This is a genomic window from Streptomyces sp. NPDC127595 (genome assembly GCF_042671685.1).
GTDB lineage: Bacteria > Actinomycetota > Actinomycetes > Streptomycetales > Streptomycetaceae > Streptomyces.
Map to the genome: position 1 here is coordinate 261,945 of NZ_JBHXWK010000004.1, position 26,006 is coordinate 287,950.

Annotated in this window: 26 protein-coding genes; 5 read left to right on the top strand and 21 right to left on the bottom strand. The window is 70.8% G+C overall.

What is annotated here, in order from left to right; all coding sequences use genetic code 11:
• Window positions 1–62 precede the first annotated feature (62 nt).
• Together ACFVKT_RS15340 and ACFVKT_RS15345 are read left to right on the top strand one after the other, a co-directional pair.
• A complete protein-coding gene (locus ACFVKT_RS15340; RefSeq protein WP_385731503.1) occupies window positions 63–1,070 on the top strand; it encodes an aldo/keto reductase in 1,008 nt (335 codons plus the stop codon).
• 352 nt (window positions 1,071–1,422) lie between these two features.
• Entirely contained in the window at window positions 1,423–2,607 is a 1,185-nt protein-coding gene (locus ACFVKT_RS15345; RefSeq protein WP_385731505.1) for a PQQ-dependent sugar dehydrogenase, read from the top strand.
• A 79-nt stretch (window positions 2,608–2,686) separates the two neighbouring features.
• On the opposite strand, the gene ACFVKT_RS15350 is transcribed toward ACFVKT_RS15345, so the two are convergent.
• From ACFVKT_RS15350 to ACFVKT_RS15420, 15 genes are all read right to left on the bottom strand, one after another.
• Complete coding sequence (locus ACFVKT_RS15350; protein ID WP_385732116.1) at window positions 2,687–3,013, bottom strand: DUF6191 domain-containing protein; 327 nt, start codon at window positions 3,011–3,013, stop codon at window positions 2,687–2,689.
• Between the two features lie 47 nt (window positions 3,014–3,060).
• A complete protein-coding gene (locus ACFVKT_RS15355; protein WP_385731507.1) occupies window positions 3,061–6,114 on the bottom strand; it encodes an AAA family ATPase in 3,054 nt (1,017 codons plus the stop codon).
• 356 nt (window positions 6,115–6,470) lie between these two features.
• Window positions 6,471–6,665, bottom strand: a complete 195-nt coding sequence (locus ACFVKT_RS15360; protein WP_385731509.1) for a hypothetical protein — start codon at window positions 6,663–6,665, stop codon at window positions 6,471–6,473.
• Window positions 6,666–6,858: 193 nt separating this feature from the next.
• Window positions 6,859–7,476: a hypothetical protein gene (locus tag ACFVKT_RS15365; RefSeq protein WP_385731511.1), complete on the bottom strand. Its 618-nt coding sequence runs from the start codon at window positions 7,474–7,476 to the stop codon at window positions 6,859–6,861.
• Between the two features lie 64 nt (window positions 7,477–7,540).
• Window positions 7,541–8,107 carry a GNAT family N-acetyltransferase gene (locus tag ACFVKT_RS15370; protein WP_385731513.1) on the bottom strand — a complete coding sequence of 189 codons (567 nt, stop codon included), beginning with the start codon at window positions 8,105–8,107 and terminating at the stop codon, window positions 7,541–7,543.
• Window positions 8,085–8,219 (bottom strand): hypothetical protein, encoded by a 135-nt coding sequence (locus ACFVKT_RS15375; RefSeq protein WP_385732155.1) that lies wholly within the window; start codon window positions 8,217–8,219, stop codon window positions 8,085–8,087. Before ACFVKT_RS15375 ends, ACFVKT_RS15370 begins: the two co-directional genes overlap by 23 nt.
• A gap of 160 nt (window positions 8,220–8,379) precedes the next feature.
• The gene (gene gatB / locus ACFVKT_RS15380) at window positions 8,380–9,897 is read right to left on the bottom strand and encodes an Asp-tRNA(Asn)/Glu-tRNA(Gln) amidotransferase subunit GatB (RefSeq protein ID WP_385731515.1); all 1,518 of its coding nucleotides are present in this window, start codon (window positions 9,895–9,897) and stop codon (window positions 8,380–8,382) included.
• A 16-nt stretch (window positions 9,898–9,913) separates the two neighbouring features.
• Window positions 9,914–10,147, bottom strand: coding sequence for a hypothetical protein (locus ACFVKT_RS15385; RefSeq protein ID WP_384384477.1), 234 nt, complete (start codon window positions 10,145–10,147; stop codon window positions 9,914–9,916).
• A gap of 5 nt (window positions 10,148–10,152) precedes the next feature.
• Window positions 10,153–11,658, bottom strand: a complete 1,506-nt coding sequence (gatA, locus tag ACFVKT_RS15390; RefSeq protein ID WP_385731517.1) for an Asp-tRNA(Asn)/Glu-tRNA(Gln) amidotransferase subunit GatA — start codon at window positions 11,656–11,658, stop codon at window positions 10,153–10,155.
• Window positions 11,659–11,663: 5 nt separating this feature from the next.
• Window positions 11,664–11,960 carry an Asp-tRNA(Asn)/Glu-tRNA(Gln) amidotransferase subunit GatC gene (gene gatC / locus ACFVKT_RS15395; RefSeq protein WP_015036350.1) on the bottom strand — a complete coding sequence of 99 codons (297 nt, stop codon included), beginning with the start codon at window positions 11,958–11,960 and terminating at the stop codon, window positions 11,664–11,666.
• A gap of 355 nt (window positions 11,961–12,315) precedes the next feature.
• On the bottom strand, window positions 12,316–14,532 hold the full coding sequence (locus ACFVKT_RS15400; RefSeq protein WP_385731519.1) for a putative bifunctional diguanylate cyclase/phosphodiesterase: 2,217 nt from the start codon (window positions 14,530–14,532) through the stop codon (window positions 12,316–12,318).
• A 260-nt stretch (window positions 14,533–14,792) separates the two neighbouring features.
• Complete coding sequence (gene ligA, locus ACFVKT_RS15405) at window positions 14,793–16,985, bottom strand: NAD-dependent DNA ligase LigA (RefSeq protein WP_385731521.1); 2,193 nt, start codon at window positions 16,983–16,985, stop codon at window positions 14,793–14,795.
• A gap of 15 nt (window positions 16,986–17,000) precedes the next feature.
• A complete protein-coding gene (locus tag ACFVKT_RS15410) occupies window positions 17,001–18,008 on the bottom strand; it encodes a methionine synthase (protein ID WP_385731523.1) in 1,008 nt (335 codons plus the stop codon).
• A gap of 31 nt (window positions 18,009–18,039) precedes the next feature.
• Entirely contained in the window at window positions 18,040–18,738 is a 699-nt protein-coding gene (locus ACFVKT_RS15415) for an SDR family oxidoreductase (RefSeq protein WP_385731525.1), read from the bottom strand.
• Between the two features lie 7 nt (window positions 18,739–18,745).
• On the bottom strand, window positions 18,746–19,285 hold the full coding sequence (locus ACFVKT_RS15420; protein WP_385731527.1) for a TIGR00730 family Rossman fold protein: 540 nt from the start codon (window positions 19,283–19,285) through the stop codon (window positions 18,746–18,748).
• Window positions 19,286–19,336: 51 nt separating this feature from the next.
• Here ACFVKT_RS15420 and ACFVKT_RS15425 point away from each other — a divergent pair, with 51 nt between their 5' ends.
• Window positions 19,337–19,660 (top strand): DUF427 domain-containing protein, encoded by a 324-nt coding sequence (locus tag ACFVKT_RS15425; protein ID WP_385731529.1) that lies wholly within the window; start codon window positions 19,337–19,339, stop codon window positions 19,658–19,660.
• 13 nt (window positions 19,661–19,673) lie between these two features.
• Here ACFVKT_RS15425 and mnmA read toward each other — a convergent pair whose 3' ends face one another.
• On the bottom strand, window positions 19,674–20,801 hold the full coding sequence (gene mnmA, locus ACFVKT_RS15430) for a tRNA 2-thiouridine(34) synthase MnmA (RefSeq protein WP_385731531.1): 1,128 nt from the start codon (window positions 20,799–20,801) through the stop codon (window positions 19,674–19,676).
• 60 nt (window positions 20,802–20,861) lie between these two features.
• On the opposite strand from mnmA, the gene ACFVKT_RS15435 reads away from it, so the two are divergent.
• Window positions 20,862–21,614: an N-acetylmuramoyl-L-alanine amidase gene (locus tag ACFVKT_RS15435; RefSeq protein WP_385731533.1), complete on the top strand. Its 753-nt coding sequence runs from the start codon at window positions 20,862–20,864 to the stop codon at window positions 21,612–21,614.
• Here the strand turns inward: ACFVKT_RS15435 and ACFVKT_RS15440 are convergent.
• From ACFVKT_RS15440 to ACFVKT_RS15450, 3 genes are all read right to left on the bottom strand, one after another.
• Window positions 21,607–22,776 carry a cysteine desulfurase family protein gene (locus tag ACFVKT_RS15440; protein ID WP_385731535.1) on the bottom strand — a complete coding sequence of 390 codons (1,170 nt, stop codon included), beginning with the start codon at window positions 22,774–22,776 and terminating at the stop codon, window positions 21,607–21,609. The two genes, ACFVKT_RS15435 and ACFVKT_RS15440, sit on opposite strands and share 8 nt — an antisense overlap.
• A 102-nt stretch (window positions 22,777–22,878) precedes the next feature.
• Window positions 22,879–23,217, bottom strand: a complete 339-nt coding sequence (locus tag ACFVKT_RS15445; protein WP_385731537.1) for a DUF4190 domain-containing protein — start codon at window positions 23,215–23,217, stop codon at window positions 22,879–22,881.
• A 46-nt stretch (window positions 23,218–23,263) separates the two neighbouring features.
• A complete protein-coding gene (locus ACFVKT_RS15450) occupies window positions 23,264–23,431 on the bottom strand; it encodes a hypothetical protein (protein WP_385731539.1) in 168 nt (55 codons plus the stop codon).
• Between the two features lie 138 nt (window positions 23,432–23,569).
• On the opposite strand from ACFVKT_RS15450, the gene ACFVKT_RS15455 reads away from it, so the two are divergent.
• Complete coding sequence (locus tag ACFVKT_RS15455; RefSeq protein ID WP_385731541.1) at window positions 23,570–24,196, top strand: TetR family transcriptional regulator; 627 nt, start codon at window positions 23,570–23,572, stop codon at window positions 24,194–24,196.
• Window positions 24,197–24,367: 171 nt separating this feature from the next.
• Here the strand turns inward: ACFVKT_RS15455 and ACFVKT_RS15460 are convergent, their stop codons facing one another.
• Window positions 24,368–24,700 (bottom strand): hypothetical protein, encoded by a 333-nt coding sequence (locus ACFVKT_RS15460; RefSeq protein ID WP_385731543.1) that lies wholly within the window; start codon window positions 24,698–24,700, stop codon window positions 24,368–24,370.
• 319 nt (window positions 24,701–25,019) lie between these two features.
• Complete coding sequence (locus tag ACFVKT_RS15465) at window positions 25,020–25,880, bottom strand: thioesterase family protein (RefSeq protein WP_385731545.1); 861 nt, start codon at window positions 25,878–25,880, stop codon at window positions 25,020–25,022.
• Window positions 25,881–26,006: the final 126 nt, after the last annotated feature.

Sequence of the window (26,006 nt, forward strand, 5' to 3'; positions counted from 1 at the left end):
GTCAGGCACCGTGGCGTGCAGAGGTTAGGTTGGGGAGCCGAAAGAGGGAGGGTTACGGCCAGGTGGAGCGCAGGACGGTCGGGGCGGCGGCGCTCGGCGTGGGAGCGGTCGGGCTCGGGTGCATGCCGATGAGCTGGGCGTACACCGGTTCGCGGCAGCGCGGCGAGGAGTCGCTCCGCGCGGTGCACGCGGCGCTCGACCTGGGTTCGACACTGCTCGACACGGCCGACATGTACGGCCCCTTCACCAACGAGCTCCTGGTGGGGCGGGTGCTGAAGGAGCGGCGATCCGAGGCCTTCGTGTCCACCAAGGTCGGCCTGCTGGTGGGCGAGCAGCACATCGTGGCCAACGGCCGCCCGGGCTATGTGAAGCGGGCGTGCGACGCGTCGCTGCGCCGGCTCCAGACGGACGTGATCGATCTCTACCAGCTGCACCGCGCGGACCCGGAGGTTCCCGTCGAGGAGACCTGGGGTGCGATGGCGGAGCTGGTGACGGCCGGGAAGGTGCGTTCACTCGGACTGTGCGCGGTGGGCGCCCGCTCCGCCCGCCGTTCGGGGGCACGGCTGCACGACGGAACGATCAGGCAGTTGGAGCGGGTGCAGCAGGTCTTCCCGGTGAGCGCCGTGGAGGCCGAGCTGTCGGTGTGGTCCACGGAGGCGCTCGACGCGCTGCTGCCGTGGTGCGCGGCCCGCGGGGTCGGCTTCCTGGCGGCGATGCCCCTCGGCAACGGCTTCCTGACCGGCACGCTGACCCCCGGCGAGGGCTTCGAGCCCGACGACGTACGTGCCCGGCACCCCCGCTTCACCGCCGAGATGATGGCCGCGAACCAGCCGATCGTCGTCGGCCTGCGACGCGTCGCCCGCCGGCACGGCTCTGACGAGAACGCCGTCACGCCCGCGCAGGTGGCGCTGGCCTGGGTGCTGGCCCAGGGCCGGCACGTGGTGCCGGTGCCCGGCGCCAAGCGGGAGCGATGGGTCGCGGAGAACGCGGAGGCGGCCGCGCTGGCACTGACGGCGGAGGACCTGGCGGAGGTGGCGGGGTTGCCGGGGGCGCAGGGATCCTGGGATTGAAGTTCTCTCCCTCGCGAACGGGGGAGATTCCTGCCTACCTTGCGGTGGCGGGTTTGACGCCGTGTGAAGCGCGCCTGACGACTGCCCTCCCGGCAGCCGGGGCGAGCGGATCGGCCACACCCCCGCCGCAAACAACGAAGCACTGCCGATGAACCTGGTAGACCGCGCCGCCGCAGCACCTGCCGGACAGCCGGAGTACCAGGCGGACAGCCGAAGTACCTGGCGATCAGTACGCGGCCGGCCGAGAGCACGTGGCCAGGAGTCACGTGGCCCGATTTGTTTGTCCGTGATCGGGAACTCGTGGGACGCGAGCGGTGTATGAACAGTAGGACCGCCGCGTCGAAGGGACCCCATGATCGTGCAACGACGAGTGGTGACGGCCGTGTTGGCCACGGCCGCGCTTCTGGTGACGGCCGGCTGTTCCTCCGACGACGGATGGGCAGGGGGCGGCGGGAGCGCGGCGCCGAGCAGCAACAGTGACAGCGGCGGTACGGAGCCAGGGGCCTCGTCCTCCGAGCAGGCCACCGAGGAGACACCGCCCGCCAAGGGCTCGGTGAAGGTCGTGCGCACCGTCACCGAGGACCTCGACTCCCCCTGGGGCCTGGCACCGCTGCCCGAGGGCGACCTGCTGGTGTCCTCGCGCGACGAGGGGACGATCACGCGGGTCGACGGGGAGAGCGGCAAGAAGACGGAGCTGGGCGAGGTGCCGGGGGTGGCCCCCGAGGGCGAGGGCGGCCTCCTGGGGATCGCCCTCTCCCCCGACTACGCCTCGGACCATCTGGTCTACGCGTACTTCACCACGGTCTCGGACAACCGCATCGTCCGCATGCTGTACGACGAGAGCAAGCCGTCCGGGGACCAGCTCGGCTCGCCGGACACGATCTTCAGGGGCATCCCCAAGGGATACATCCACAACGGCGGCCGGATCGCCTTCGGCCCGGACGGGATGCTCTACGCGGGGGCGGGTGAGACGGGTCAGACAGGACTGGCCCAGGACACCAAGTCGCTGGGCGGCAAGATCCTGCGGATGACTCCGGAGGGCGAGCCGGCGCCGGGCAATCCCTTCGACGACTCGGTCGTCTATTCGTACGGGCATCGTAATGTCCAGGGTCTCGCCTGGGACGACAAACAGCGGCTGTGGGCCGCCGAGTTCGGCCAGGACACCTGGGACGAGCTCAACCAGATCAAGCCGGGCGGGAATTACGGCTGGCCGGTGGTCGAGGGCGAGAGCGACAACTCCAAGTATCTGAACCCGGTCGCCCAGTGGCACACGGACGATGCCTCCCCGAGCGGCATCGCCTACGCGCAGGGCTCCATCTGGATGGCCGGCCTCAAGGGCGAACGCCTGTGGCGCATCCCGTTGGCCGGCACCAAGGCCTCCGCGGACCCCCAGGCCTTCCTGGAGGGTGACTACGGCCGGCTGCGGACGGTGGTGTCGGCGGGTGGCGACAAGCTCTGGCTGGTGACAAGCGAGACGGACGGGCGGGGCAGCCCTGAGGAGGGGGACGACAGAATTCTGGAGCTTCAGGTGACGTGACGGTGGGGCACTGGAGATGACGTGACGGTGGAGCCGGAGGTGACGTGACGATGGGGCTGATGGTGACGTGGTGGGCTGCTCAGTCCCCGTCCGGCTCCTCGACCTCCGTGGGCTCCTCGACCTCCGTCGGGTCCGCGGCCTTCGTCGGGTCCGCGGCCTCCGTCGGGTCCGCGGCCTCCGTCGGCTCCTCGGCCTCCGTCGGGTCCCCGGCCTCCGTCGGCTCCTCGGCCGGGCTCTGCTGAGTCGCCGGTTCGGGCGCCGGTGCTCGTACGACCACCTTGCCCGACGTCAGGTCTATGGGGCCGCGGCCGGGGTCACCGTCGTTCAGGTCGACCCGGCTCAGTTCCAGGCGCTTGCGTTCGTCGTTGGTGTGCTTGCGGCCTGGTGAGAACAGCTCCTCGAACATGTTGAACACGGCGCCTCCCTCGGCCCGGGTCCTCTACAGCGTAAACCTCAGCCCACGGCTTGGGCGGCGGGGGTCTCGGGCGGGAACAACCGCAGGCGGTGGGCCATCGCCGCCGCCTCGCCACGGCCGGAGACGCCGAGCTTCGCGAGGATGTTCGACACATGGACGCTGGCCGTCTTGGGAGAGATGAAGAGTTCCTCGGCGATCTGGCGGTTGCTGCGGCCGACGGCGACGAGGCGGAGGACATCGCGCTCGCGGCTGGTGAGACCGAGGGCGACCGCGGGGTCGACGGGGGCGAGGGCCGACGGCTGGGGGGCTCGGCCCAGGACGAGACGGGCCCGCTGGGCGAGCAGTACGACGGCGTCGACGAGCGGGCGGGCGCCGAGGTGGTCGGCGGCGGCCCGGGCCAGGCGGAGCAGTTCCGTGGCGCGGACACGGTCGTCGTCGTCCGCGCCCGAGGCCAGCAGGGCGTCGGCGAGGCGGTGGCGGACGCGGGCGAGGTCGTAGGGGCGCTCCAGGGGTTCGAAGGCGGCGACCACCTCGCACCAGTCGCCCGGGGTGGTCGCGCCCTCGGCGCGGCGGAGTTCGGCGCGCACCCATTTCTCGTACGCGAGCCAGAGGGGCGCGCCGGTTGCCAGGGACTTGACGGCGGAGCGGAGGTGTTCGACGGTCTCGGCTCGGCCCGCTTCGGCGACCGGCAGCCCACGGGCGTCGGCCTCCGCGCTGGCGGCGGCGAGCAGCAGTGGCCAGCCGTAGCGGTGGGTGCCGGGCGGGAAGCCCACGCTCAGGGCCTCGTCCAGGGCGGCGCGGGCGTCGAGGAGGCGGCCCTCGGCGGCGGCGATACCGATGGCGGTGCTCAGCAACGGGAGGGCGTGCTGGGGCATGGGGTCGTGGGTGCCGAAGTGGGCGCTGGCTGCGACCAGTTGGCGCCCGGACTCGGCGAGGTCACCGCGGGCCAGAGCGAGTTGGGACAGCCGGATGCCGGCGATGCCGGACGCCTTGCCGTTGAGCCCGATGCGCAGCGCCTTCTCCGCGGCCTCGACGGCCTCGTCCCACTGCCCGAGCGAGTTGAGCGACTCCGAGAAGTTGCCCCAGACGTAGGCCTCGGTGTCCAACAGGCCCTTTCGCTTCGCGAGTTCGACACCTTCCCCGAGGACCGAGACGGCCTCGCGAGAGCGGCCGAGCGACTCCAGGTGGGAGGGCAGGTTGATGTGGACGCGGCCCACGACGAGGGAGGCGCCGTGCCGGTTCACCAGATCCTTGACCTCGTACAGCTCCGTGAGGCCCGCCTCGATGTCGCCAGCGTCGACCATGAGGCCGCCGAGCGTCAGCCGGGCGTTCAGCTCGATGTCCCGGGCGCCGACCATGCGCGCGTACTCCACGGCGCGCTCGGCGGCGGAGAAGGCACTGGGGCCGGGTTCGTGCAGCATGCACCAGGCGGCGACGTTGGACAGGACGTCGGCGTGCACCTCCGACGGCGGCAGGCCGCGGACCAGTTCCTGGGCGGTGCCCAGTTCCTGCCAGCCGTCGCCGCGGGCCTGTGCCTGGACCAGGCGGGAGCGCTGGCACCAGAACCAGGCGGCACGCAGCGGATCGCCGTCGTCCTCCAGGAGGTGCAGCGCCCGCTTGGTGATCTTCAGGGCGCGCTCGCGCTCTCCGCACAGCCGGCCCGCGACGGCGGCCTCCGCCATCAGGTCGAGATAGCTCAGCGGCTTGGTCGCCGGATCGCAGCTGCAGGGCGGATAGACCTCCACGTAGTCGACGGGGCGCAGCTCGGCCCGTACGGCCTCGGAGGCGACGTCCCACAGCTCCATCGCCCGCTCCAGGAGCCGCAGTTGCTCGGAGTGGGCGTGCCGGCGGCGCGCCTCGACGGAGGCGTCGAGTACGGCGGGGAGGGCCTTGGCCGCGTCATGCGCGTGGTACCAGTAGCTGGCCAGCCGGGTGAGGCGCTCGTCGGCCGGTACGAGCGTCGGGTCGGACTCCAGGGCTTCGGCGTAGCGCCGGTTGAAGCGGGAGCGCTCGCCGGGCAGCAGGTCGTCGCTGACGGCCTCGCGGACCAGGGAGTGGCGGAAGCGGTAGCCGTCGCCGCCGGGTGAGGCCAGCAGGATGTTGGCGCCGACGGCGGCCCGCAGCGCCTCGATGAGGTCGTCCTCGGCGAGCCCGGCCACGGCGGCGAGCAACGGGTACTCGACGGTGGAGCCGCCCTCGGCGGCGATCCGGGCGACCCGCTGGGCGCTCTCGGGCAGGCCTTCGACGCGGACGAGGAGCAGGTCGCGGAGGGTGTCCGTGAGCGCGGTGCGGCAGCCCTGGTCGGAGGCGACGGCGAGTTCCTCGACGAAGAACGCGTTGCCGTCGGAGCGTTCGAAGATCTCGTCGACCTGGGCCGGGTCGGGTTCGTGGGCGAGGATTCCGGCGATCTGACGGCCGACCTCGGCTCGGCTGAATCGGCCCAGTTCGATACGGCGGACTGTGCGGAGGCGGTCCAGCTCGGCCAGCAGGGGGCGCAGCGGGTGACGGCGGTGGATGTCGTCGGCGCGGTAGCTGGCGAGGACGACGAGCCGGCCGCTGCGCAGGGTGCGGAAGAGGTAGGCGAGGAGGTGGCGGGTGGAGGCGTCGGCCCAGTGCAGGTCTTCGAGGGCGACGACGACCGTGCGGTTCGCGGCGACGCGCTCCAGGAGGCGGGCGGTGAGCTCGAAGAGGCGGGCCATGCCCTCCTCCTCGTACCGCCGCCCGTGGGTGGCCTCGCCCAGTTCGGGCAGCAGCCGGGCCAGTTCGTCCTCCTGTCCGGCGGCAGCGGCGGTGAGCTCGTCCGGGAGGAGGCGGCGCAGGGCGCGCAGAGCTGTGGAGAAGGGGGCGAAGGGCAGTCCGTCGGCGCCGATCTCGACGCAGCCGCCGCACACGACGACGGCGCCCTCGTGTCCTGCCGCGGTGGCGAACTCCTCGATCAGGCGGGTCTTTCCGACCCCGGCCTCGCCGCCGAGCAGCAACGCCTGTGGCTCGCCCGCGGCGGCGCGGGCGAGTGCGTCGTGCAGCACGCCCAGTTCCTCGGCGCGTCCGACGAACACCGGGCTGACGGACCTGGTCTCCATTGGCCCGAGCATCGCACAGCGGTCCGACAGTGCGGCACCGGTTATCCGGAGCGCGGCCGTTGATCCGGCTGCGGGGACGAGGGCCTTCGACCGGGTTGTGACGACGGCGGCCGTTGATCCGGTTGCTACGGCGGCGGCCGTCGACCCGGTTGGCACGGCGCCGGCCGTCAACCCGGTTGTCACGACAGCCGCCGTCGACCCGGTAGGGCCGGCGGCGGCCGTCGACGCACTTTCTGGGACGGCCGCCGCCGTCGACGCACTAGGCGGGACGGCCGCCGTCGTTGACCCACTTGCCAGGACGGCGGCCCGTGGTCCGGAAGAGCGGCCGACCCCCGTGCGGCCGTCCTCCCGTGGCCCGGCGCCGGCGTTCACGCGGCGCGGGCGAACCGGTGCCGGCGGGGACGGCGGCTATGCGCCTGCCCCTCCGTGTCCTTCTGTGCCGAATCACGCGCGGCGCGGCGGGCGGCACGGCGGCCGCGGAGGGCCTCGCGAGCCAGCCGGTGGTTCTGGGCCTCGCGGATCAGCTCTGCGGTGCGGATCTGCTGGAGCTCGTACTCGAACATCTTGTACCCCTGGTGAAGAGTCGGTTTCAGGCTTCGCTTGTTGCGATGCCTCAACCTTCGTCTCCAAGGGGGGTGCGCCACATCGGGAGAGTTCCGCATCTTGAGCGCACGAAGGACCTTAGAGCCGCCGTACGTGACGTAGGGCGGGCCTAAGGCCCCTCAGGAAAGGCCGGGTGGCTCGGGGAGCGAGTGCTCAGCCGGCCGGCGCGGTCGGCGTGGTCAGAAGGAGGATGTCGGTGTACTTGAGCACGGCCAGCAGCAGGCCGATGACCGCGACCGTGACACCCGCCCAGGCGACGGAGGTGACCCACGTGGGCTGCAGCACCCGGGCGGGGTCCCCGAACGCCGGGCGGACCAGTACGACGACACCGATGATCAGGGCGATCAGGGCGAAGATGCCCGCGACCAGCGCGGTGGCCTCCCACGAGTTGCCGTAGACCTGGTCGATCTGGGTCTGGACGGTCGCGGTCGACGCGGTCTCCAGCTGCCCTTGCAGCGAGTCGCGTGCCTGGGCGACGGTACCGACCCAGCCGCCGGTCAGCGAGACGAGAGCCAGTACGGCCGAGACCACGGCGGCGGCACCCAGGCCGACCCCTGAGGGTGCCTTTTCGGCGACCGGCTCGGCCGGCTCCTCGGCGTCCTCGAAGCCGTCCTCGTCCTCGTCCGGGGTGCCGGCCGTGGCCTCCCCGTCGGTGTCCGTGGCCTCGTCGGCCTCCGGGGCGTCGCTCTTGGTGACGTCCACCTTTTTCTCTTCGCTCTTCGCCTCGGCGCCGGTCTCGGCCCCGGCCTCGTCAACAGTCTTGGTTCCCATACCTCGCACCGTACGGATCCTGTCTGAGAGGTCTCTTAATGTTCGCGGGAATGGAAGTCGATCGTTATCGTCCGTGACGTGCGCGTGCCTCCCGCCACTCGGGGGCGAGTACCGACCAGACCTCCATGTCGCTCCGTACGCCCCGGTACAGGTAGCTTTCGCGAAGTACGCCCTCCCGCGTCATGCCTAGCCGCCGTGCCACGTTCACGCTCGGTTCGTTCGCGGGTGAGGCGATCCACTCGACCCGGTGCATACCGCGCTCCTCGACCGCCCAGTCGATGATGGTCCGCGCCCCCCGGGTGACGAGTCCGTGCCCGGCGGCCGCGGGTTCCAGCCAGCACCCGGCCTCGCAGGTCCCCTGCGCGGTGTCGAAGATCCTGAAGAGCACCCCTCCGACGAGCTTCCCCTCCAGCCAGATCCCGTACAGGTAGCCCGCGTCGGCGGCGCGCTTGTCGGCGTACGCCTGGAGGAAGGCCCGCGCCGACGGGAGGTCCTTCACTCCGTCGGCCAGGGCGATGTGCCGGCCGATGAACTCGCGTCCCCGCTCGATGTTCGCCAGGAGCTCTTCGGCGTGCCAGGGCTCCAGGGGCCGCAGTTCCGCTCCGTCGTCACCCAGGGATATCGCGTACATCCTGCCGCCGCTCCTTCTCCAGTACGTCCGCCACCTCGGCGTCCGTCGCGCCGGCAAGCCTCTCATGGGCGGCGCGGCACTCGGGCGGCTCCAGCCGGAAGTGATCGTTCATCGCATTCGTAGGCTTATTCACAGGAGTGGGACCCAACTCACAGGACATTCCAGGGGACTCTGTCGTCCCGGGCCATGTGACGTACTTAAGGCCATGTGACGCACTTAGGGGGATGCATCGGAATCGATGCATCCCCCTAAGGCGTAGGAAAACTCGGACCTCAGCCCTCGCTGACGCCCAGCCTCTCCAGGATCAGTTCCTTGACGCGGGCCGCGTCGGCCTGGCCGCGGGTGGCCTTCATGACCGCGCCGACCAGCGCGCCGACGGCCTGGAGCTTGCCGCCACGGATCTTGTCGGCGATGCCCGGGTTGCCGGCGATGGCCTCGTCGACGGCGGTGGTGAGCGCGCCCTCGTCGGAGACGACCTTCAGGCCGCGCTTGTCGACGACCTCGTCCGGGGTGCCTTCTCCCGCGAGGACGCCTTCGATGACCTGGCGGGCCAGCTTGTCGTTGAGCGAGCCCTCGGCCACCAGGGCGGTGACGCGGGCGACCTGCGCCGGGGTGATGGGCAGGTCATCGAGGGACTTGCCCGACTCGTTGGCGCTGCGGGCGAGTTCACCCATCCACCACTTGCGGGCGGAGGCCGAGTCGGCGCCCTCCTCGGTGGTGGCGACGATCAGGTCGATGGCACCGGCGTTGAGGATCGACTGCATGTCGTGGGCGCCGACGCCCCACTCCTCACGCAGCCGGTTGCGGCGGGCCAGCGGCTGCTCGGGCAGACCGGCACGCAGCTCCTCGACCCACTCACGGGACGGCGCGACGGGGACGAGGTCGGGCTCCGGGAAGTACCGGTAGTCCTCGGCCTCCTCCTTCACGCGGCCCGAGGTGGTGGACCCGGTGTCCTCGTGGAAGTGGCGGGTCTCCTGGATGATCGTGCCGCCGCTGTTGAGCACGGCGGCGTGCCGCTGGATCTCGAAGCGGGCCGCACGCTCCACGGAGCGAAGGGAGTTGACGTTCTTCGTCTCGCTCCGGGTGCCGAACTTCTCCCGGCCGTACGGGCGCAGCGACAGGTTCACGTCGCAGCGCATCTGACCCTGCTCCATACGGGCCTCGGAGACACCGAGCGCCTTGATGAGCTCGCGCAGCTCGGCGACGTACGCCTTGGCGACCTCGGGAGCGCGCTCGCCCGCACCCTCGATCGGCTTGGTGACGATCTCGATGAGCGGGATGCCCGCGCGGTTGTAGTCGAGGAGCGAGTGCGAGGCGCCGTGGATACGGCCGGTGGCGCCGCCGACGTGCAGCGACTTACCGGTGTCCTCCTCCATGTGGGCGCGCTCGATCTCCACGCGGAAGACCTCGCCGTCCTCCAGCTGGACGTCCAGATAGCCGTTGAAGGCGATCGGCTCGTCGTACTGGGAGGTCTGGAAGTTCTTCGGCATGTCCGGATAGAAGTAGTTCTTCCGGGCGAAGCGGCACCACTCGGCGATCTCGCAGTGCAGCGCGAGTCCGATCTTGATGGCGGACTCGATGCCGATCGCGTTGACGACCGGGAGCGCGCCGGGCATGCCGAGGCAGGTCGGGCAGGTCTGCGAGTTGGGCTCGGCGCCCAGCTCGGTGGAACACCCGCAGAACATCTTGGTCTTGGTGCCGAGTTCGACATGGACTTCGAGGCCCATGACGGGGTCGTACGTCGCCAGGGCGTCCTCGTACGACACCAGTTCGTCGGTCGTGGTGGTCACGGTGAAAACTTCCCTCTCAGCCCAGCAGGACGTCGTCGTCGCCCAGGCGCTTGAGCTCCCGGTAGAGGATGGCGAGGCCGGTGACGATGGCGGCGGCGGATACGGCGGCGTCGACGAGCCGCAGGAAGTCGCCGTCCTCGCGGGCGAGCCTGGCCTGCTTGGCGACGCTGAGCGCACCGAAGGCGGTGCTGGCGAGCGACACGTACACGCCCGTCTTGGACTTCTTGAAGTTCTTGGCCTTCTTTGCCATGGCACTCACAGCGACGGAGCCTCCTCGATCAGCGGGTGCCCCCACCTTTCCACGAAGGCGGCCTCGACGGCGGCGCCGACCTTGTACAGCCGGTCGTCCTTCATCGCGGGGGCGATGATCTGCAGGCCGACCGGAAGGTTGTCCTCCGGCGCGAGACCGCAGGGCAGCGACATGGCGGCGTTGCCCGCCAGGTTGGTCGGGATGGTGCACAGGTCCGCGAGGTACATCGCCATCGGGTCGTCGGCGCGCTCGCCGATCGGGAAGGCGGTGGTCGGCGTCGTGGGCGACACGATCACGTCGACCTGCTCGAACGCCTTCTCGAAGTCGCGCGTGATGAGCGTACGGACCTTCTGGGCGCTGCCGTAGTACGCGTCGTAGTAGCCGCTGGACAGGGCGTACGTGCCGAGCATGATGCGGCGCTTGACCTCGTCGCCGAAGCCCTCCTCACGGGTGAGGGCGGTGACCTGCTCGGCGGAGTGCGTGCCGTCGTCGCCGACGCGCAGGCCGTAGCGCATGGCGTCGAAGCGGGCGAGGTTCGAGGAACACTCGGACGGCGCGATGAGGTAGTACGCGGAGAGCGCCAGATCGAAGGACGGGCAGTCCAGCTCGACGATCTCGGCGCCCAGCTCCTTGAGGAGGGCGACGGACTCGTTGAAACGCTGGACGACTCCGGCCTGGTAGCCCTCGCCGGCGAACTGCTTGACGACGCCGACGCGCATCCCGGCGACCGAGCCGTTGCGCGCGGCTTCGACGACCGGCGGGACCGGGGCGTCGACGGAGGTCGAGTCGAGCGGGTCGTGCCCTGCGATGACCTCGTGGAGGAGGGCCGCGTCCAGGACCGTACGGGCGCAGGGGCCGCCCTGGTCGAGGGAGGACGAGAACGCCACCATGCCGTAGCGGGAGACGCCGCCGTATGTCGGCTTGACGCCGACCGTGCCGGTGACGGCCGCGGGCTGGCGGATCGAGCCGCCGGTGTCCGTGCCGATGGCGAGGGGTGCCTGGAAGGAGGCGAGCGCGGCGCTCGAACCGCCGCCGGAGCCGCCGGGGATCCTGGACAGGTCCCAGGGGTTGCCGGTGGGCCCGTACGCGCTGTTCTCGGTGCTGGACCCCATGGCGAACTCGTCCATGTTGGTCTTGCCGAGGATGACGACGTCGGCGGCCTTCAGCCTCTTGGTGACCGTCGCGTCGTACGGCGGGATCCACCCTTCGAGGATCTTCGACCCGACGGTGGTCGGGATGCCCTCGGTGGTGAAGATGTCCTTGAGCGCGAGCGGTACGCCGGCCAGCGGGCCCAGCTTCTCGCCGCGCTCCCGCTTCCCGTCGACGGCGCGAGCCTGGGCGAGCGCACCCTCCCGGTCGACGTGCAGGAAGGCGTGCACCTTCTCGTCGACGGCCTCGATACGGGCCAGGTGCGCCTCGGTGACCTCGACTGCGGTGAGTTCGCCGGACGCGATCTTGGCAGCGGTCTCCGCTGCCGTCAGCCTGATGATGTTGACGTTGGTGTCCGTCATGGTGATTAGTCCTCCCCCAGGATCTGCGGCACCTTGAAACGCTGCTGCTCCTGGGCCGGGGCGCCGGAGAGCGCCTGCTCGGGGGTGAGCGACGGACGGACCTCGTCCGCGCGCATGACGTTCGTCAGCGGCAGCGGATGTGAGGTCGGCGGTACGTCTTGGTCGGCGACCTCGCTGACGCGGGCGACCGCGCCGATGATGTCGTCGAGCTGGCCGGCGAAGTGATCGAGCTCTTCGCCCTTCAGCTCCAGACGCGCCAGCCGTGCGAGGTGGGCGACCTCCTCGCGCGTGATGCCAGGCATGCGGCGTTCCTCTGGGGGTGAGTGTGTGTGGTTTGGCCCAATCCTATGGGTCGGGGGACGGTGCCTGCGCCCGGGTTTCTCCGGCGGCCCTTGCCCGCCCGCGCCCGCCTCCCCACTAGCGAGGCTCTCCTGTGGGGGTTCCGCGCCGTCGGCGGGCGTCTGTTCGAGGGCCGCGCCATCGTCCACAAGCTGCGGACCGTGTGTGGCTGGGCGCGCAGTTCCCCGCGCCCCTGAAAGTCCCGTTCCTCTACCGGCAGACGCCGACGGCGCTCAACCCCCACAGGAGACGGGCACCATTCAACGAACCGTAAACGGGCGGTGCGCGGGCGGGAGAACCAAACGCCGGCCGGCGGGACTACTCCGCCGCCGGCAACGCGGCACGCGGCCGCTGCCACCCCCGCGACCCGCGGGCCAGCAGCCACGCCGTGGTGTCCTCCGGAGGCATCGCCGCGGCGACCAGCCACCCCTGCACCGCGTCACACCCGAGATCGCGCAACCGCTCCCACGTCTCGTCGTCCTCGACACCCTCGGCGACGACGAGCAGTCCGAGCGAATGCGCGAGATCGATGGTGCAGCGCACGATCTCCGCGTCCTCGTTGTCCACGGCGAGCCTCGCGACGAAGGACCGGTCGATCTTCAGCTCGCTGACCGGCAGCCGGCGCAGATGAACGAGCGAGGAGTACCCCGTACCGAAGTCGTCGAGGGACATCTTCACCCCGTGCCCGGTCAGCCCGGCCAGCGTGTCCGCGGCCCGCTGCGGATCCTCGAGCAGCACATGCTCCGTTATCTCCAACTGGAGCGACCCGGCGGGAACCCCGTGCCGGGCGAGCCGCGCGGCCACCGAGCCCGCGAACCCGGGGGTGTGGACATCGCGCGGCGAGACGTTCACCGCGACCGGCACGTACAGCCCCTGCGCCCGCCAGCGCGCGACCTGCGCGAGTGCCGTCTCCAGGACGTACTCCGTGAGGTGCGGCATCAGCCCGGACGACTCGGCGATGGCGATGAACTCGTCGGGCGCCACCCTCCCCCGCTCGGGGTGCACCCACCGTACGAGTGCCTCGAGTCCGGCGACCTGACCGTCGAAGCGGACCTTCGGCTGGTAGTGCAGTTCGACGTCCCCGGCGTCCAGGGCCCGGCGCAGATCCCCCAGCAGCCCCAGCCGGTCCGGTGTGTTCGAGTCCCGCTTGGACTCGTACACCTCCACCCCCGTCCGGTCCCGCTTCGCCTGGTACATGGCGACGTCCGCCCGCCGGAGCAAGCCCTCGGCGTCGAGCGCGTGGTCGGGGAAGACGGCGAGCCCGGCGCTGGCCTCCAGGACGAGCGAGAGCCCGTCCAGGTCGAGCGAGGAACCGAGCGCGGCGACGAGATTGCGGGCGACCCGCGTGGCCGATGTCGTGGAGTCGGCTATGGGCAGCAGTACGGCGAACTCGTCGCCGCCCAGCCGCGCGGCCTCCGCCCCGCGCGGCAGGTTGAGCCGCAGCCGGTCGGCTATCTGAAGGAGCAGCCGGTCTCCGGCGAGATGCCCGAGCGTGTCATTCACCGAACGGAAACGGTCCAGGTCGATCAGCATCAGGGCAGAACGTGCACCTATGCGCTCGGCTTCGTCCAAAGCCGTCCACGTACGTTCAAGCAGCCACTGCCGGTTGGGCAGTCCGGTCAGCGGGTCACGCAACTGCTCCTCGGCCCGCGCCCGGGCTATCCACAGCGTGGAGTCGAGAGCGATGAGCGGGATCGAGAACAGCGGCAGCAGCATCGGCTGCGCGATGGCGACCACGCAGATCAGCGGTGTGATGCCGAGCAGCGCGACCGCGACGAGCCCCTGTCTGACCAGGGCCGTACGCGCGACGGTCGGCAGGCCGCCGGTGCGCGGCGCGTGGACGTACCAGAGCAGGGTGCGGGTGGCCGCGAGATACGCGGCGGCGACCAGGACCACTTCGGGTACGGCGGAGACGGTCCAGCTCTCCGGGCTCCAGGGCGTCTCGACGGACGGGAACCGCCCGCAGGCCGCCAGGACCAGCGCCCCGGCGCCGATGCCGAGGATGTCGACCGCGCCGTGCACGATGCCCTGGCGCCAGCGGTTGCGGCGCGCGATACCGACCAGGACGACGACGGTCAGGCTGACCATTCCGGCGGGCACCCAGCCGTACAGCAGCAGGACCGCGAGGGTGAGGGCGGCGCCGGAGCCCGTGCCGCCCCACCAGCGGGAGCGGCCGAGGGCGACGAGGTGGCCGACGATGATGCCGGTCAGCACGGCGAGCGACCAGCCGACGGCACCGGAGGGGAAGAGCGCGTGATCATCGCTGAACGCCCGGTAGAAACCGGCGCCCAGGACGAACCCGGACGCCGCGACGACCGCCGCCGGAAGTGCGGGCCAGGATATGGGCCGTTCGGGTTCGTGCCCGGCCATGCCGGGGCCGGGAGCGAGACTGCCGACCCCCGCGCCGCCACCGGACGTGCGGGGCGGGACGCCGGGGCGCTCCGAGGTCCGCACCGGCCCGCGACCGCCCCCGAACCATGCGCCGGCCATCCGGCGCAGCCGTGAGTCAGGGGCGGCGCTCTCGGTCGGTTCCATTCCCGTCCCTCTCACAGCCGGCGGTGCCCACGCCACGCGGCCCGAGCCGAAGACAACCGGCCACGGCCGCCGCGTCCTAAAACCAATCCCCGCACTCCCGATGAGCAGGGGATGCCCCGACCGCAGCTGGGCACGGCAGGCGCACATCTCAACAGTAGGCCGCAGAAGGCTTCCACGGGCAGCGGTCGTAGACGGTTGCCCGAATGCGACCCGGCCACCCGTATGCATCTGATATGCGCCGAACGGGTGGCCTTCAACCGCTACTCCTCGATCGGAAGCGCGACTTCCGCCGCCGCGTCCGATCCCTGTTCGAGCAGGACGGCGAAGCCGTCCTCGTTCAGAACCGGGACTTTCAGCTGCATGGCCTTGTCGTACTTGGAACCGGGATTGTCTCCCACAACGACGAAAGATGTCTTCTTCGAAACAGAACCGGTCACTTTCGCTCCGCGGCTCTGCAGGGCCTCTTTCGCGCCATCCCGCGTGTGGTGTTCGAGCGTTCCGGTGACGACAACGGTGAGCCCTTCGAGCGGACGCGGCCCCTCGTCCTCGCCGGAGCTCTCCTCCTCCATCCGGACCCCGGCCGCCCGCCACTTGCGCAGGATCTCGCGGTGCCAGTCCTCCGCGAACCACTGCTTGAGGGAGGTGGCGATGATCGCGCCGACGCCCTCGGTGGCGGCGAGCTCCTCCTCGGTGGCCGCCTCGATCCGGTCGATCGAGCGGAACTCGCGCGCCAGCGCCTCGGCCGCGACCGGCCCGACATGACGGATCGACAGCCCCGTCAGCACGCGGGCCAGCGGACGCTCCTTGGCCGCCGCGATGGTGTCCAGCATCGCGATCGCGTTCTTCTTCGGCTCGCCCTGCTGGTTGGCGAAGACCGTGGCGATCTTCTCCTCGCCCGTCTTCGGGTCACGCTTGGGCAGTCCGCTGTCCTGGTCGAGGACGTACGCCTTGATGGGCAGCAGTCGCTCGATGGTGAGGTCGAAGAGGTCGCCCTCGTCCACGAGCGGCGGCTCGGCGGGCTCCAGCGGCCTGGTGAGCGCCGCGGCGGCGACGTACCCGAAGTGCTCGATGTCCAGCGCCTTGCGGCCTCCCAGATAGAAGAGGCGCTCCCGCAACTGGGCCGGACAGGTGCGGGCGTTCGGGCAGCGCAGGTCGATGTCGCCCTCCTTCATCGGGCGCAGCGGCGTCCCGCACTCCGGGCACTCGGCGGGCATCACGAACTCCCGCTCGCTGCCGTCACGCAGGTCGACCACCGGTCCGAGGATCTCCGGGATGACGTCACCGGCCTTGCGCAGCACCACCGTGTCCCCGATGAGGACGCCCTTGGCCTTGACCACGTCCTGGTTGTGCAGGGTCGCGAACTCGACCTCGGAGCCGGCCACCGTGACCGGTTCGACCTGCGCGTACGGCGTGACGCGGCCCGTACGTCCGACGCCCACCCGGATGTTGATCAGCTTGGTGTTGACCTCCTCGGGCGCGTACTTCCAGGCGATCGCCCAGCGCGGGGCTCGGGCCGTGGAGCCGAGGCGGCCCTGGAGGCGGATCTCGTCGAGCTTGACGACCACGCCGTCGATCTCGTGCTGCACGGAGTGGCGGTTCTCTCCGTAGTACGCGATGAACTCCCGTACGCCGTCGAGGTCGTCGACCACCTTCGCGTACGGAGTGGTCGGCAGGCCCCACTCGTGAAGCAGCTCGTAGGCCTGGGAGAGGCGGTCGATGTCGAAGCCCTCGCGGGCGCCGATGCCGTGCACCACCATGTGCAGGGGGCGGCTCGCGGTGACGCGCGGGTCCTTCTGGCGCAGTGAACCCGCCGCCGCGTTGCGCGGGTTGGCGAAGGGCTTGTCGCCGGCCTCCACCAGGCGGGCGTTGAGCTCCTCGAACTTCTCCATCGGGAAGTAGACCTCGCCGCGGATCTCCACGAGGTCCGGGACGCGGTCGCCCTTCAGCCGGTCGGGGATCTCCGCGATCGTACGGACGTTGGGCGTGATGTCCTCGCCCGTGCGGCCGTCGCCGCGGGTCGCCGCGCGCGTGAGGCGGCCGTGCTCGTAGGTGAGGTTGACCGCGAGGCCGTCGACCTTCAGCTCGCACAGCAGGTGGTAGTCGGTCGTGCCCACGTCTCGGGCGACGCGCTCGGCCCAGGCCGCGAGCTCCAGGTCGTCGAAGGCGTTGTCGAGCGAGAGCATGCGCTCCCGGTGCTGGACCGACGTGAACTCGGTCTCGTACGCGCCCGCGACCTTCTGGGTCGGGGAGTCGGGGGTGCGCAGCTCGGGGTACTCGTCCTCCAGGGCCTCCACGGAGCGCAGGAGCTTGTCGAAGTCCGCGTCGCTGATGACCGGCTGGTCCTTCACGTAGTACCGGAAGCGGTGCTCCTCGATCTGCTCAGCGAGCAGCGCGTGCTTCTCCCGTGCCTCGGCGGGTACCGATGTGGGCTCTGCGTGCTTTTCGCCGGCCACCGTGTTGTCCTCCCGTTACTCAGGGTTGTCCGCGAGGGATCTCGCCGCCCGGACGCAATGGGCGAGCGCCCTGCGCGCATGATCGGGGGAAGCCCCCGCGAGCCCGCACGACGGAGTGACTGTGACCGCCTCCGTGAGAAGCCCCGGATGCAGCCCCAGCCTGCGCCACAGCGTCCTGACACCCATGACGCTACCGGCAGGGTCTGACAATGGACCGTCCACGCCGGGCACAACACCGACGAGGAGCTGCGTCCCGCCTTCCACTGCTTCCCCGATCACGTCGTCGTCACGCTCGGTGAGGAGGGAGAAGTCGAAGGAGACCGCAGCGGCGCCCGCCCTGCGCAGCAGCGCGAACGGCACGTCGGGTGCGCACGAGTGCACCACGACCGGGCCGTCGCCATGCACCCCGATGACGTCACGCAGCGTCGACTCGATCAGCTGCCGGTCCACGGCCCGGTGGGTCCGGTAGCCGCTCGCGCTCTTCACGTGCCCGCGCAGTACGGCGATGAGGGACGGTTCGTCGAGCTGGAGGACGAGCTGTGCTCCCGGGATGCGCCGCTGTACGTCTTCGAGGTGGACGCGCAGTCCCTCGGCGAGCGAACCAGCGAGATCCCGGCAGGCGCCGAGGTCGGACAGCGCCACCTCGCCGTTCCTCAGCTCCAGCGCGGCGGCCAGCGTCCACGGACCCACCGCCTGCACCTTCAGCGGCCCTTCGAACCCCTGCAGGAACTCCTCGGTCGCGTCGAGGTCCTCCCCCAGCCACGACCGTGCCCTCCTGGTGTCCCGCCCGGGCCGGTCCCCGAGCCGCCACCCGCTGGGCTCCACGCGCGCGTACAGCTCGACGAGCATCCCGGCGGTCCGCCCGATCATGTCGGCGCCGGGTCCCCGCGCGGGCAGTTCGGGCAGATAGGGGAACTCGTCGACGGATCCGGTGACGGTCTTCGCGGCTTCCCGCGCGTCCCCTCCGGGCATGGATCCGATCCCTGTCGCGGGACCGAACCTGAACCTGCTGTTTTCGCTCACGCGGGAAGCCTACGGAATGGTTCGCGCGAGGTCAGCGGCCCGGTCGTACCGTCAGGTTGCTGACCTCCGCGTCACTCGGCAGGTCGAGGGCCATCAGGATCGTCGTCGCGACGGACTCGGGGTCGATCCACTGCGACGCGTCGTACTCCTTGCCCTCCTGCTGGTGGACCTTGACCTGCATGGGCCCGGCTGTGCGGCCGGGGTAGACGGAGGTGACCCGGACGCCGTTCCCGTGCTCCTCTTGGCGCAGGGAGTCCGCGAGGGCCTTCAGACCGTGCTTGGAGGCGGCGTACGCGGACCAGTTCGCGTGGGCGTTGAGGCCGGCGCCGGAGTTGACGAACAGCACGTGCCCTTGGGACAGGCGCAGTTGGGGCAGGAAGTGGCGGGTCAGCTCGGCGGGGGCGATCAGGTTGACGTTGAGCTGGTGGTGCCAGGTCTTGGGCGTCAGCTCGCCGACCGGGCCGAGGTCGATCACGCCCGCGATGTGCAGCAGCGAGTCGACCCGGTCGGGCAGCGTCTGGTGCGAGAACGCCCAGGAGAGTTTGTCCGGATCCGCGAGGTCACCGACCAGGGTCCGCGCTCCGGGGTACTCGGCGGCGAGTTCCTTCGCGCGGCCGGCGTCGCGCGCGTGCAGCACGATGTCGTCCCCGCGCGCGTGGAGGCGGCGGGCGACGGCCGCGCCGATACCGGAACCCGCTCCGGTGATCACATGGGTAGCCATGCCCGCCATGCTCGCATCACTGCTGACCCTGGCTCTCCTCCAGGTAGGCCAGGGCGCCGACGGCCTCCTCGGCGAAGAACACCAGATCGGTGAGCGGAATCGGCAGGAACCCCTCGTCCTCCATGCGCCGGAACTGCTTCTTGAGGCCGTCGTAGAAGCCCGCCGTGTTGAGCAGCACCACCGGCTTCTGCGTCTTCCCGTGCTTCTTCAGCTCCAGGATCTCGGTCGCCTCGTCCAGCGTCCCCGTTCCCCCGACCATGATCACCACGGCGTCGGCCTTCTCCAGGAGCAGCGCCTTTCGCTCGGCCAGGTCACGCGCGATGACCATCTCGTCGGCGTCCGGCCTGGCCATCGCCGCCAGGAAGTCCACGGAGACGCCCAACAGCCGCCCGCCCGCCTCCTGCACGCCGTCGGCGACGACCTTCATGAGACCGACGTCCGAACCGCCCCACACCAGTGTGTGCCCGCCCTTGCCGAGCAGTTCGGCGAACTCCCGCGCGGGGCGCGTGTACCGGTCGTCGAGGTCGGCGGCGGAGAGAAAGACGCAGATATTCATGCGCTCAACGGTACGAGGGAAGAACCACGGCGCTCCCGGTGCTCTCCAGATATGGCTGAAGGACACACGATCACCATCGAGCAGGGCACGCAGCGCGTACGCGTCGTGCACGGCGACCAGATCCTGGCGGAGAGCGACCGCCCCCTGTTGCTGCGCGAGACGGGCTGTCCCGTGCGCTACTACATCCCCCCGGAGGACGTCCGCCTCGATCTGCTGGCGGCTTCGCCGACCCACACGTTCTGCCCCTTCAAGGGCACCGCGTCCTACTGGTCCCTCCCCGACGCGGCCGACCTGGTCTGGGCGTACCCCGACCCCAACCCCGAAGTCACCCAGATCAAGGACCACCTGTGCTTCTACGAGGTGGAAGTGGTGTGACCCGCAAGCTCGGTCAGACCGACGCCGTCGCGCGCGTGGTCGTCGCGATCGTCGCCGAGCCCACCACGCGCGTGCCGTCGTACAGGACGACCGCCTGGCCGGGGGCGACACCGCGGACCGGCTCGGCGAAGGCGACTTCGAGGGTGCCGTCGACGAGCTCCGCGGTGACCGTCGTCTCGCCGCCGTGGGCGCGGAGCTGGGCGGTGTAGGTGCCGGGCCCGGTCGGGGCGGTGCCGCACCAGCGGGGCTTGATGGCCGTCAGGCCGTTGACGTCCAGGGCGGCCGCCGGGCCGACCGTCACGGTGTTGTCGACGGGCGAGATGTCCAGGACGTAGCGCGGCTTGCCGTCGGGGGCCGGGGTGCCGATACGGAGCCCCTTGCGCTGGCCGATGGTGAAGCCGTACGCGCCCTCGTGCGAGCCGATGACGGAGCCGGACTCGTCGACGATGTCGCCCTCTGCCTTGCCGAGACGGTTCGCCAGGAAGCCCTGGGTGTCGCCGTCGGCGATGAAGCAGATGTCGTGGGAGTCCGGCTTCTTGGCGACGGCGAGGCCCCGGCGCTCGGCCTCCGCGCGGATCTCGTCCTTCGTGGTGAGGGTGTCGCCGAGCGGGAACAGGGCGTGCGCGAGCTGGCGGTCGTCGAGCACTCCGAGGACGTACGACTGGTCCTTGGCCATGTCGGAGGCGCGGTGCAGCTCGCGCGTGCCGTCCTCGGCGACGATCACCTTGGCGTAATGGCCCGTGCAGACCGCGTCGAAGCCGAGCGCGAGCGCCTTGTCGAGCAGCGCGGCGAACTTGATCTTCTCGTTGCAGCGCAGGCATGGGTTCGGGGTGCGCCCCGCCTCGTACTCGGCGACGAAGTCCTCGACCACGTCCTCGCGGAAGCGCTCGGCGAGGTCCCACACGTAGAAGGGGATGCCGATGACGTCGGCGGCGCGGCGGGCGTCGCGCGAGTCCTCGATGGTGCAACAGCCACGCGCGCCCGTGCGGAACGATTGCGGGTTGGCGGAGAGCGCGAGATGCACGCCCGTCACGTCGTGTCCGGCTTCCGCCGCGCGGGCGGCGGCTACGGCGGAGTCCACTCCGCCCGACATGGCGGCGAGTACGCGGAGGGTACGGGGGCGCTGCGAGGTCTCAGTCATAACCCCTCCAGGGTACGGGGCCGTGGGAACCGAAGCCCGCGAGTATCCGTTGAAGATCGCATGGGGGAGAAAAAGGCGGACGCGGCGGCCCGGGTGAAGGGCCGCAGGGCCAAGGACGGCGACCGGCGGATCGGGCGCCGGGCCCTGCTCATCGGCGGTGCGGCGGCGGCCGTGGGAAGCGTCGTGCTGGCGCGGGACGAGCTCGGGCGCCTGTGGTGGCGGCTGCCGAGCGTGGAGAAGCCGCGCAAGGAGGGCGAGGTCGACTTCACGGGCGCCCAGTGGGTGGCGGCGTCGTCGGCGAACTGGCGGCGTGCGGACCGGCCCGACGACTACGGGATAGACCGGGTGATCATCCATGTCACCCAGGGCAGTTTCGACAGCGCGGTGAAGGTCTTCCAGGACCCCGGACACGGCGCCGCCGCGCACTACATCGTCGGCCAGGACGGCCGCATCACCCAGATGATCCGCGAGCTGGACGTGGCGTACCACGCGGGGAACCGCGAGTACAACGAGCGCAGTGTCGGCATCGAGCACGAGGGTTTCGTGGACCGCCCCGAGGACCTCACGGACGCGATGTACGAGGCCTCGGCGCGGCTGACTGCCCGGATATGCGCGCGGTACGACATCCCCGTCGACCGGGAGCACATCATCGGGCACGTCGAGGTGCCGGGCACGGATCACACGGACCCGGGTCCGCACTGGGACTGGGACCGGTACATACCGCTCGCACGGCAGGCGCTGACCGCCCTGGAAAAGGCCCAGGCGGCCGGGACGGGCAGGACGTCCCAGCCGTCCGAGGCGTCCGCTAGCTGAGCCCCGCCGTCCGCGCCCGTTCCACCGCCGGGCCGATCGCGCGGGCCACCGCCTGGACGTCCGCCTCCGTGGAGGTGTGGCCGAGGGAGAAGCGGAGGGTGCCGCGGGCCAGGTCGGGGTCGGTGCCGGTGGCGAGGAGGACGTGGCTCGGCTGGGCCACGCCCGCCGTGCACGCGGAGCCGGTGGAGCACTCGATGCCCTGCGCGTCCAGGAGGAGGAGCAGGGAATCGCCTTCGCAGCCGGGGAAGGTGAAGTGCGCGTTGGCCGGCAGCCGCCCCCCGTCGGCCGGATCGCCGCCGAGGATCGCATCGGGCACGGCCTTGCGTACGGCGTCGACCAGGTCGTCGCGCAGGGCGCCGATCTCGCGGGCGAACCACTCGTGCTGCTCGGCGGCGAGCCGCCCGGCGACGGCGAACGACGCGATCGCGGGCACGTCGAGGGTGCCGGAGCGGACGTGGCGTTCCTGGCCGCCGCCGTGCAGGACGGGTACGGGGCTGTATTCGCGGCCCAGGAGCAGCGCGCCGATGCCGTAGGGGCCGCCGATCTTGTGGCCGGACACCGTCATGGCGGCAAGTCCCGAGGCGCCGAAGTCGACGGGGATCTGACCGAAGGCCTGCACGGCGTCGGCGTGCAGCGGGATGCCGAACTCGGCGGCCGCGTCGGCCAGTTCACGGACCGGCATGACGGTGCCGATCTCGTTGTTGGCCCACATGACCGTGGCGAGGGCGACGTCGTCGGGGTTGCGGGCGATGGCCTCGCGCAGGGCGTCCGGGTGCACACGGCCGTACGAGTCCACCTGGAGGTACTCGACGGTGGCGCCCTCGTGTTCGCCGAGCCAGTGCACCGCGTCGAGGACCGCGTGGTGTTCGACGGGGCTCGCGAGGATGCGGGTGCGGGCGGGGTCGGCGTCGCGGCGGGCCCAGTACAGGCCCTTCACCGCGAGGTTGTCGGCCTCGGTGCCGCCGGAGGTGAAGACCACCTCGCTGGGGCGTGCGGCGAGGGCGTCCGCCAGGGTCTCGCGGGCTTCCTCGACGGTACGTCTGGCGCGGCGGCCGGCGGCATGGAGGGAGGAGGCGTTGCCCGTGACGCTCAGTTGGGCGGTCAGTGCCTCTACCGCCTCGGGAAGCATCGGGGTGGTCGCGGCGTGGTCGAGGTAAGCCATGGTGGGCCCGATTCTACGGGCCCGCTCCCCGCTGCCTCCGCCCCCACCCGGGGTGGAACCGGCCCGACGGCCACCCGGGGTCGTATCGCGCCCTGGAAAGCCCTAGAAACTCCAGGACACCGTGCTGTCGAACTGCATGAGTGCCACCAGCACGACCAGGTCGGCGACGCCCAGGCCGAGTCCCAGGAAGGCGCGACCCCGGCGGTCCGTGCCGCGGTACAGGGCGATGGACGCGAGGACGATGGCGATGGGGCCCAGGAAGACGTTGAGGACCAGGAGGCCGACGAGGCCGAGGATGAAGGAGGCGACGGCCATACCGTCGGCGTCCCGCCCGGCGGTGCTGCGGGCCGGTGCGGCCGTGGGCTCGGCGGGTTCCGTGTGGTCGGAGCGTTCGGTGCGTTCGGTGAGTTCGGTGAGTTCGGTGAGTTCGGTGAGTTCCATGGTGTAAGTCCGCTCCCAACGTTCAGTTGGTGGAGGTGTGGCGCGGTCAGTTGAGGGAGGTGTGGCGCCGGCGTGCGTGCCGCTCGCGTAGCGCGAAGACGGCCAGCCAGATGCCGATGACGACGGCGGCGACCAGGCTGACGGGCACCGGCGCGTGGGCAACGGAGCCCATGACCACGCCCATCAGCAGGAGGGCGGCGACGAGGAACAGCATGAGATGCCTCTCGTGGAAGTCCAGCGACGGGAAGTCCGACGACTCAGTGAACGGATGTAGTAACAGTTGTTCACTGACTCTTGAGTCTAGCGCGTCACCCGCTTTCCAATCACGGAGAACAGTTGTTAACTGCATGGCATGAGTCACACTCTCGGCATCCGACAGGCCCAGAAGCAGAAGACCCGACAGGCCCTCCTGGACGCGGCGTTGGGGCTGCTGGAGGAGCAGAGCCTGAGCAGCCTGGGTCTGCGTGAGGTCACCCGTGCCGTCGGTGTCGCTCCGACCGCCTTCTACCGGCACTTCCGCTCTACGGCGGATCTCGGTGTGGCGCTTGTCGAGGAGGCGCTGGGCAGCCTGCACCCGATGATCGCGGAGACCGTGTCCGCGGCCGACGACAGCGGCGAACGCATCACGCGCGCCGTCGATCTGATCGCCCGCCACGTGGCGACCCACCCCGCGCACGTCCGTTTCATCGCGCGAGAGCGGCACGGCGGCGTCCAGCCGGTGCGGGAGGAGATCCGCGAGCAACTGGCCCGGTTCGCCGAGGAAGTGAAGACCGAGCTGGCCAAGCAGCCCGAGTCGCAGGGGTGGAGCGACGACGACCTGCTGATGCTGGCGGGCCTGTACGTCGACCAGATGCTGATGACGGCCTCACTCCTCCTGGAGGCGCTGGAGGCCTCGGAGGAGGAGCGGGACCGGGTGGCTCGCGTGGCGGGCCGCCAGATGCGGCTGATCAGCATCGGCCGCCGCAACTGGCTGGGATGACGCAACCCGACTCCGGCGACAGAACTGGCTGGAACGACGCAACCCGACTCCGGCGACAGAACCGGCTGGGGTGACACAGCCCGACTCCGGCGACAGAACCGGCTGGGGTGACGCACCCGTTCACCGAGTACGTCACCCCACAGAGCCATCAAACCGACGCGAGGAAAACGGTCAGCCCGTCTGCTGCGCCTGAGCCCCCTGGCCGCCCCCGCCGCCGAAGCCGCCACAGCCGCCGCCACCCGCCCCACCGCCCGGCATACCGGACGGCCGCCCGGAGCGTGCCGCCCCCGAGGGCATCCCGGACGGGGCGCCGGAGGGCCTGCCGGAAAACGCCCCGCTGGGCCGCCCGGACGGGCCGCCGCTCGGCATCCCCGAGGGCCGGGCACACTCCGTCTGGCCGGTGGTGCCGCTGCCCGAGGACGAGTCGCCCGAGCCACAGGCCGCCAGCAGCGGCGCGAGTGCGAGCAGTGCGACGGCGGGGACGAGTCGTACACGACGGTTCATGAGGCTAACTCCCAGTCAGGTCCCGAGCCCGGTTTATGAGTACCGGATGAGTGCGGGATGAGTGGGGGCCAGAGCACCAGATCCAGGTAGGACCGCGCTGTGCCGAAGCTATGGCTTGCTGTGGATCACTTGAAGCCCTGGGAAAGAGGACAGGTCCAGGTGGGAGCGCTGTTCCCGAACCGTGACATCGGGACATCGGGACCGCCGACGATTCCGCCGGCTGCCGCCCCGCCCCACAACACCTGCCGGGCGTCGACGAGTTCGGCGCCCGGCAGACGGACCGGCCGGCCGGCGGAGGACCGACCGGGCAGCCGGCCGTTCAGCCGATCCGTGCCCGTGCGAGCTGCCGGGACTGCGCGACCAGCCGGTCGGCGCTGTCCCACACCTCGGCGTCCTCCTCCAGGAAGCCGCCGGCGAGGTTGCGCGTGGTGATGGACACCCGGAGCGGGCCGGGGGCAGGGCGGGAGCGGACGTGCACGGTCAGCTCGACGGTCGGCACCCAGCCGGACAGGCCGAGTTCGAAGGCGGTCGGGGGCAGCGCGTCGACGGCGAGGAGCAGCGAGAGCGGGTCGGCGTCGCGGCCGTCGGCCAGGCCGAACCAGGACCGCATCTCGCCCTTCCCGGAGGGCGCTCCGAGCGCCCAGCCCAGGGTCGCCGGGTCGACCTTGAGCATCAGCCGGTCGGTGATCGCCGAACTGCCGGGCAGCGGGGCGGGTGCGTCGTCGGGGCCGAAACACTGGTCCATGGGCGGAATCGCGGGCGGTTTCGCCGTCGTACGGACGTCTTCGGGCAGGGTGTCGAGATCGCCGTACGAGGCGAGGACGCGGATGCGTTCGACCTCGCGGCCCTCGTCGTCGTACTGGACGAGGGAGGCCTGGCCGGTGGAGAGGGTCCGGCCGGTGCGGACGACCTCCGTGCGGACGACCGCCGGTCCCGGCTGGGACGCGGTCAGGTAGTGCGCGGAGATCGTGAACGGGTCGGCGTGCGGCAGGGCGTCCGCGAGGGCGCGGCCCAGGACGGCGAGCAGATAGCCGCCGTTGACCGCGCTGATGATCGTCCAACCGGCGGACAGATCGATGTCGTAGACGCCGGGTTCGCGAAGGGTGACCGCCGTGTCGCGGTCGAACTCGCTGTCACCGATCGTGGCCCGTACGGCCTGTACCGAAGCTGCATCTGGCATGCCTGAACGGTACAACAGGCAATTACTAAGCGGTAGCTTTTACTGTTGCGGACGCATGACATCGCCTATTGCGGGCGCATGACGTCCGACTGTCGCGGACGCATGACGTCCGACTGTCGCGGGCGC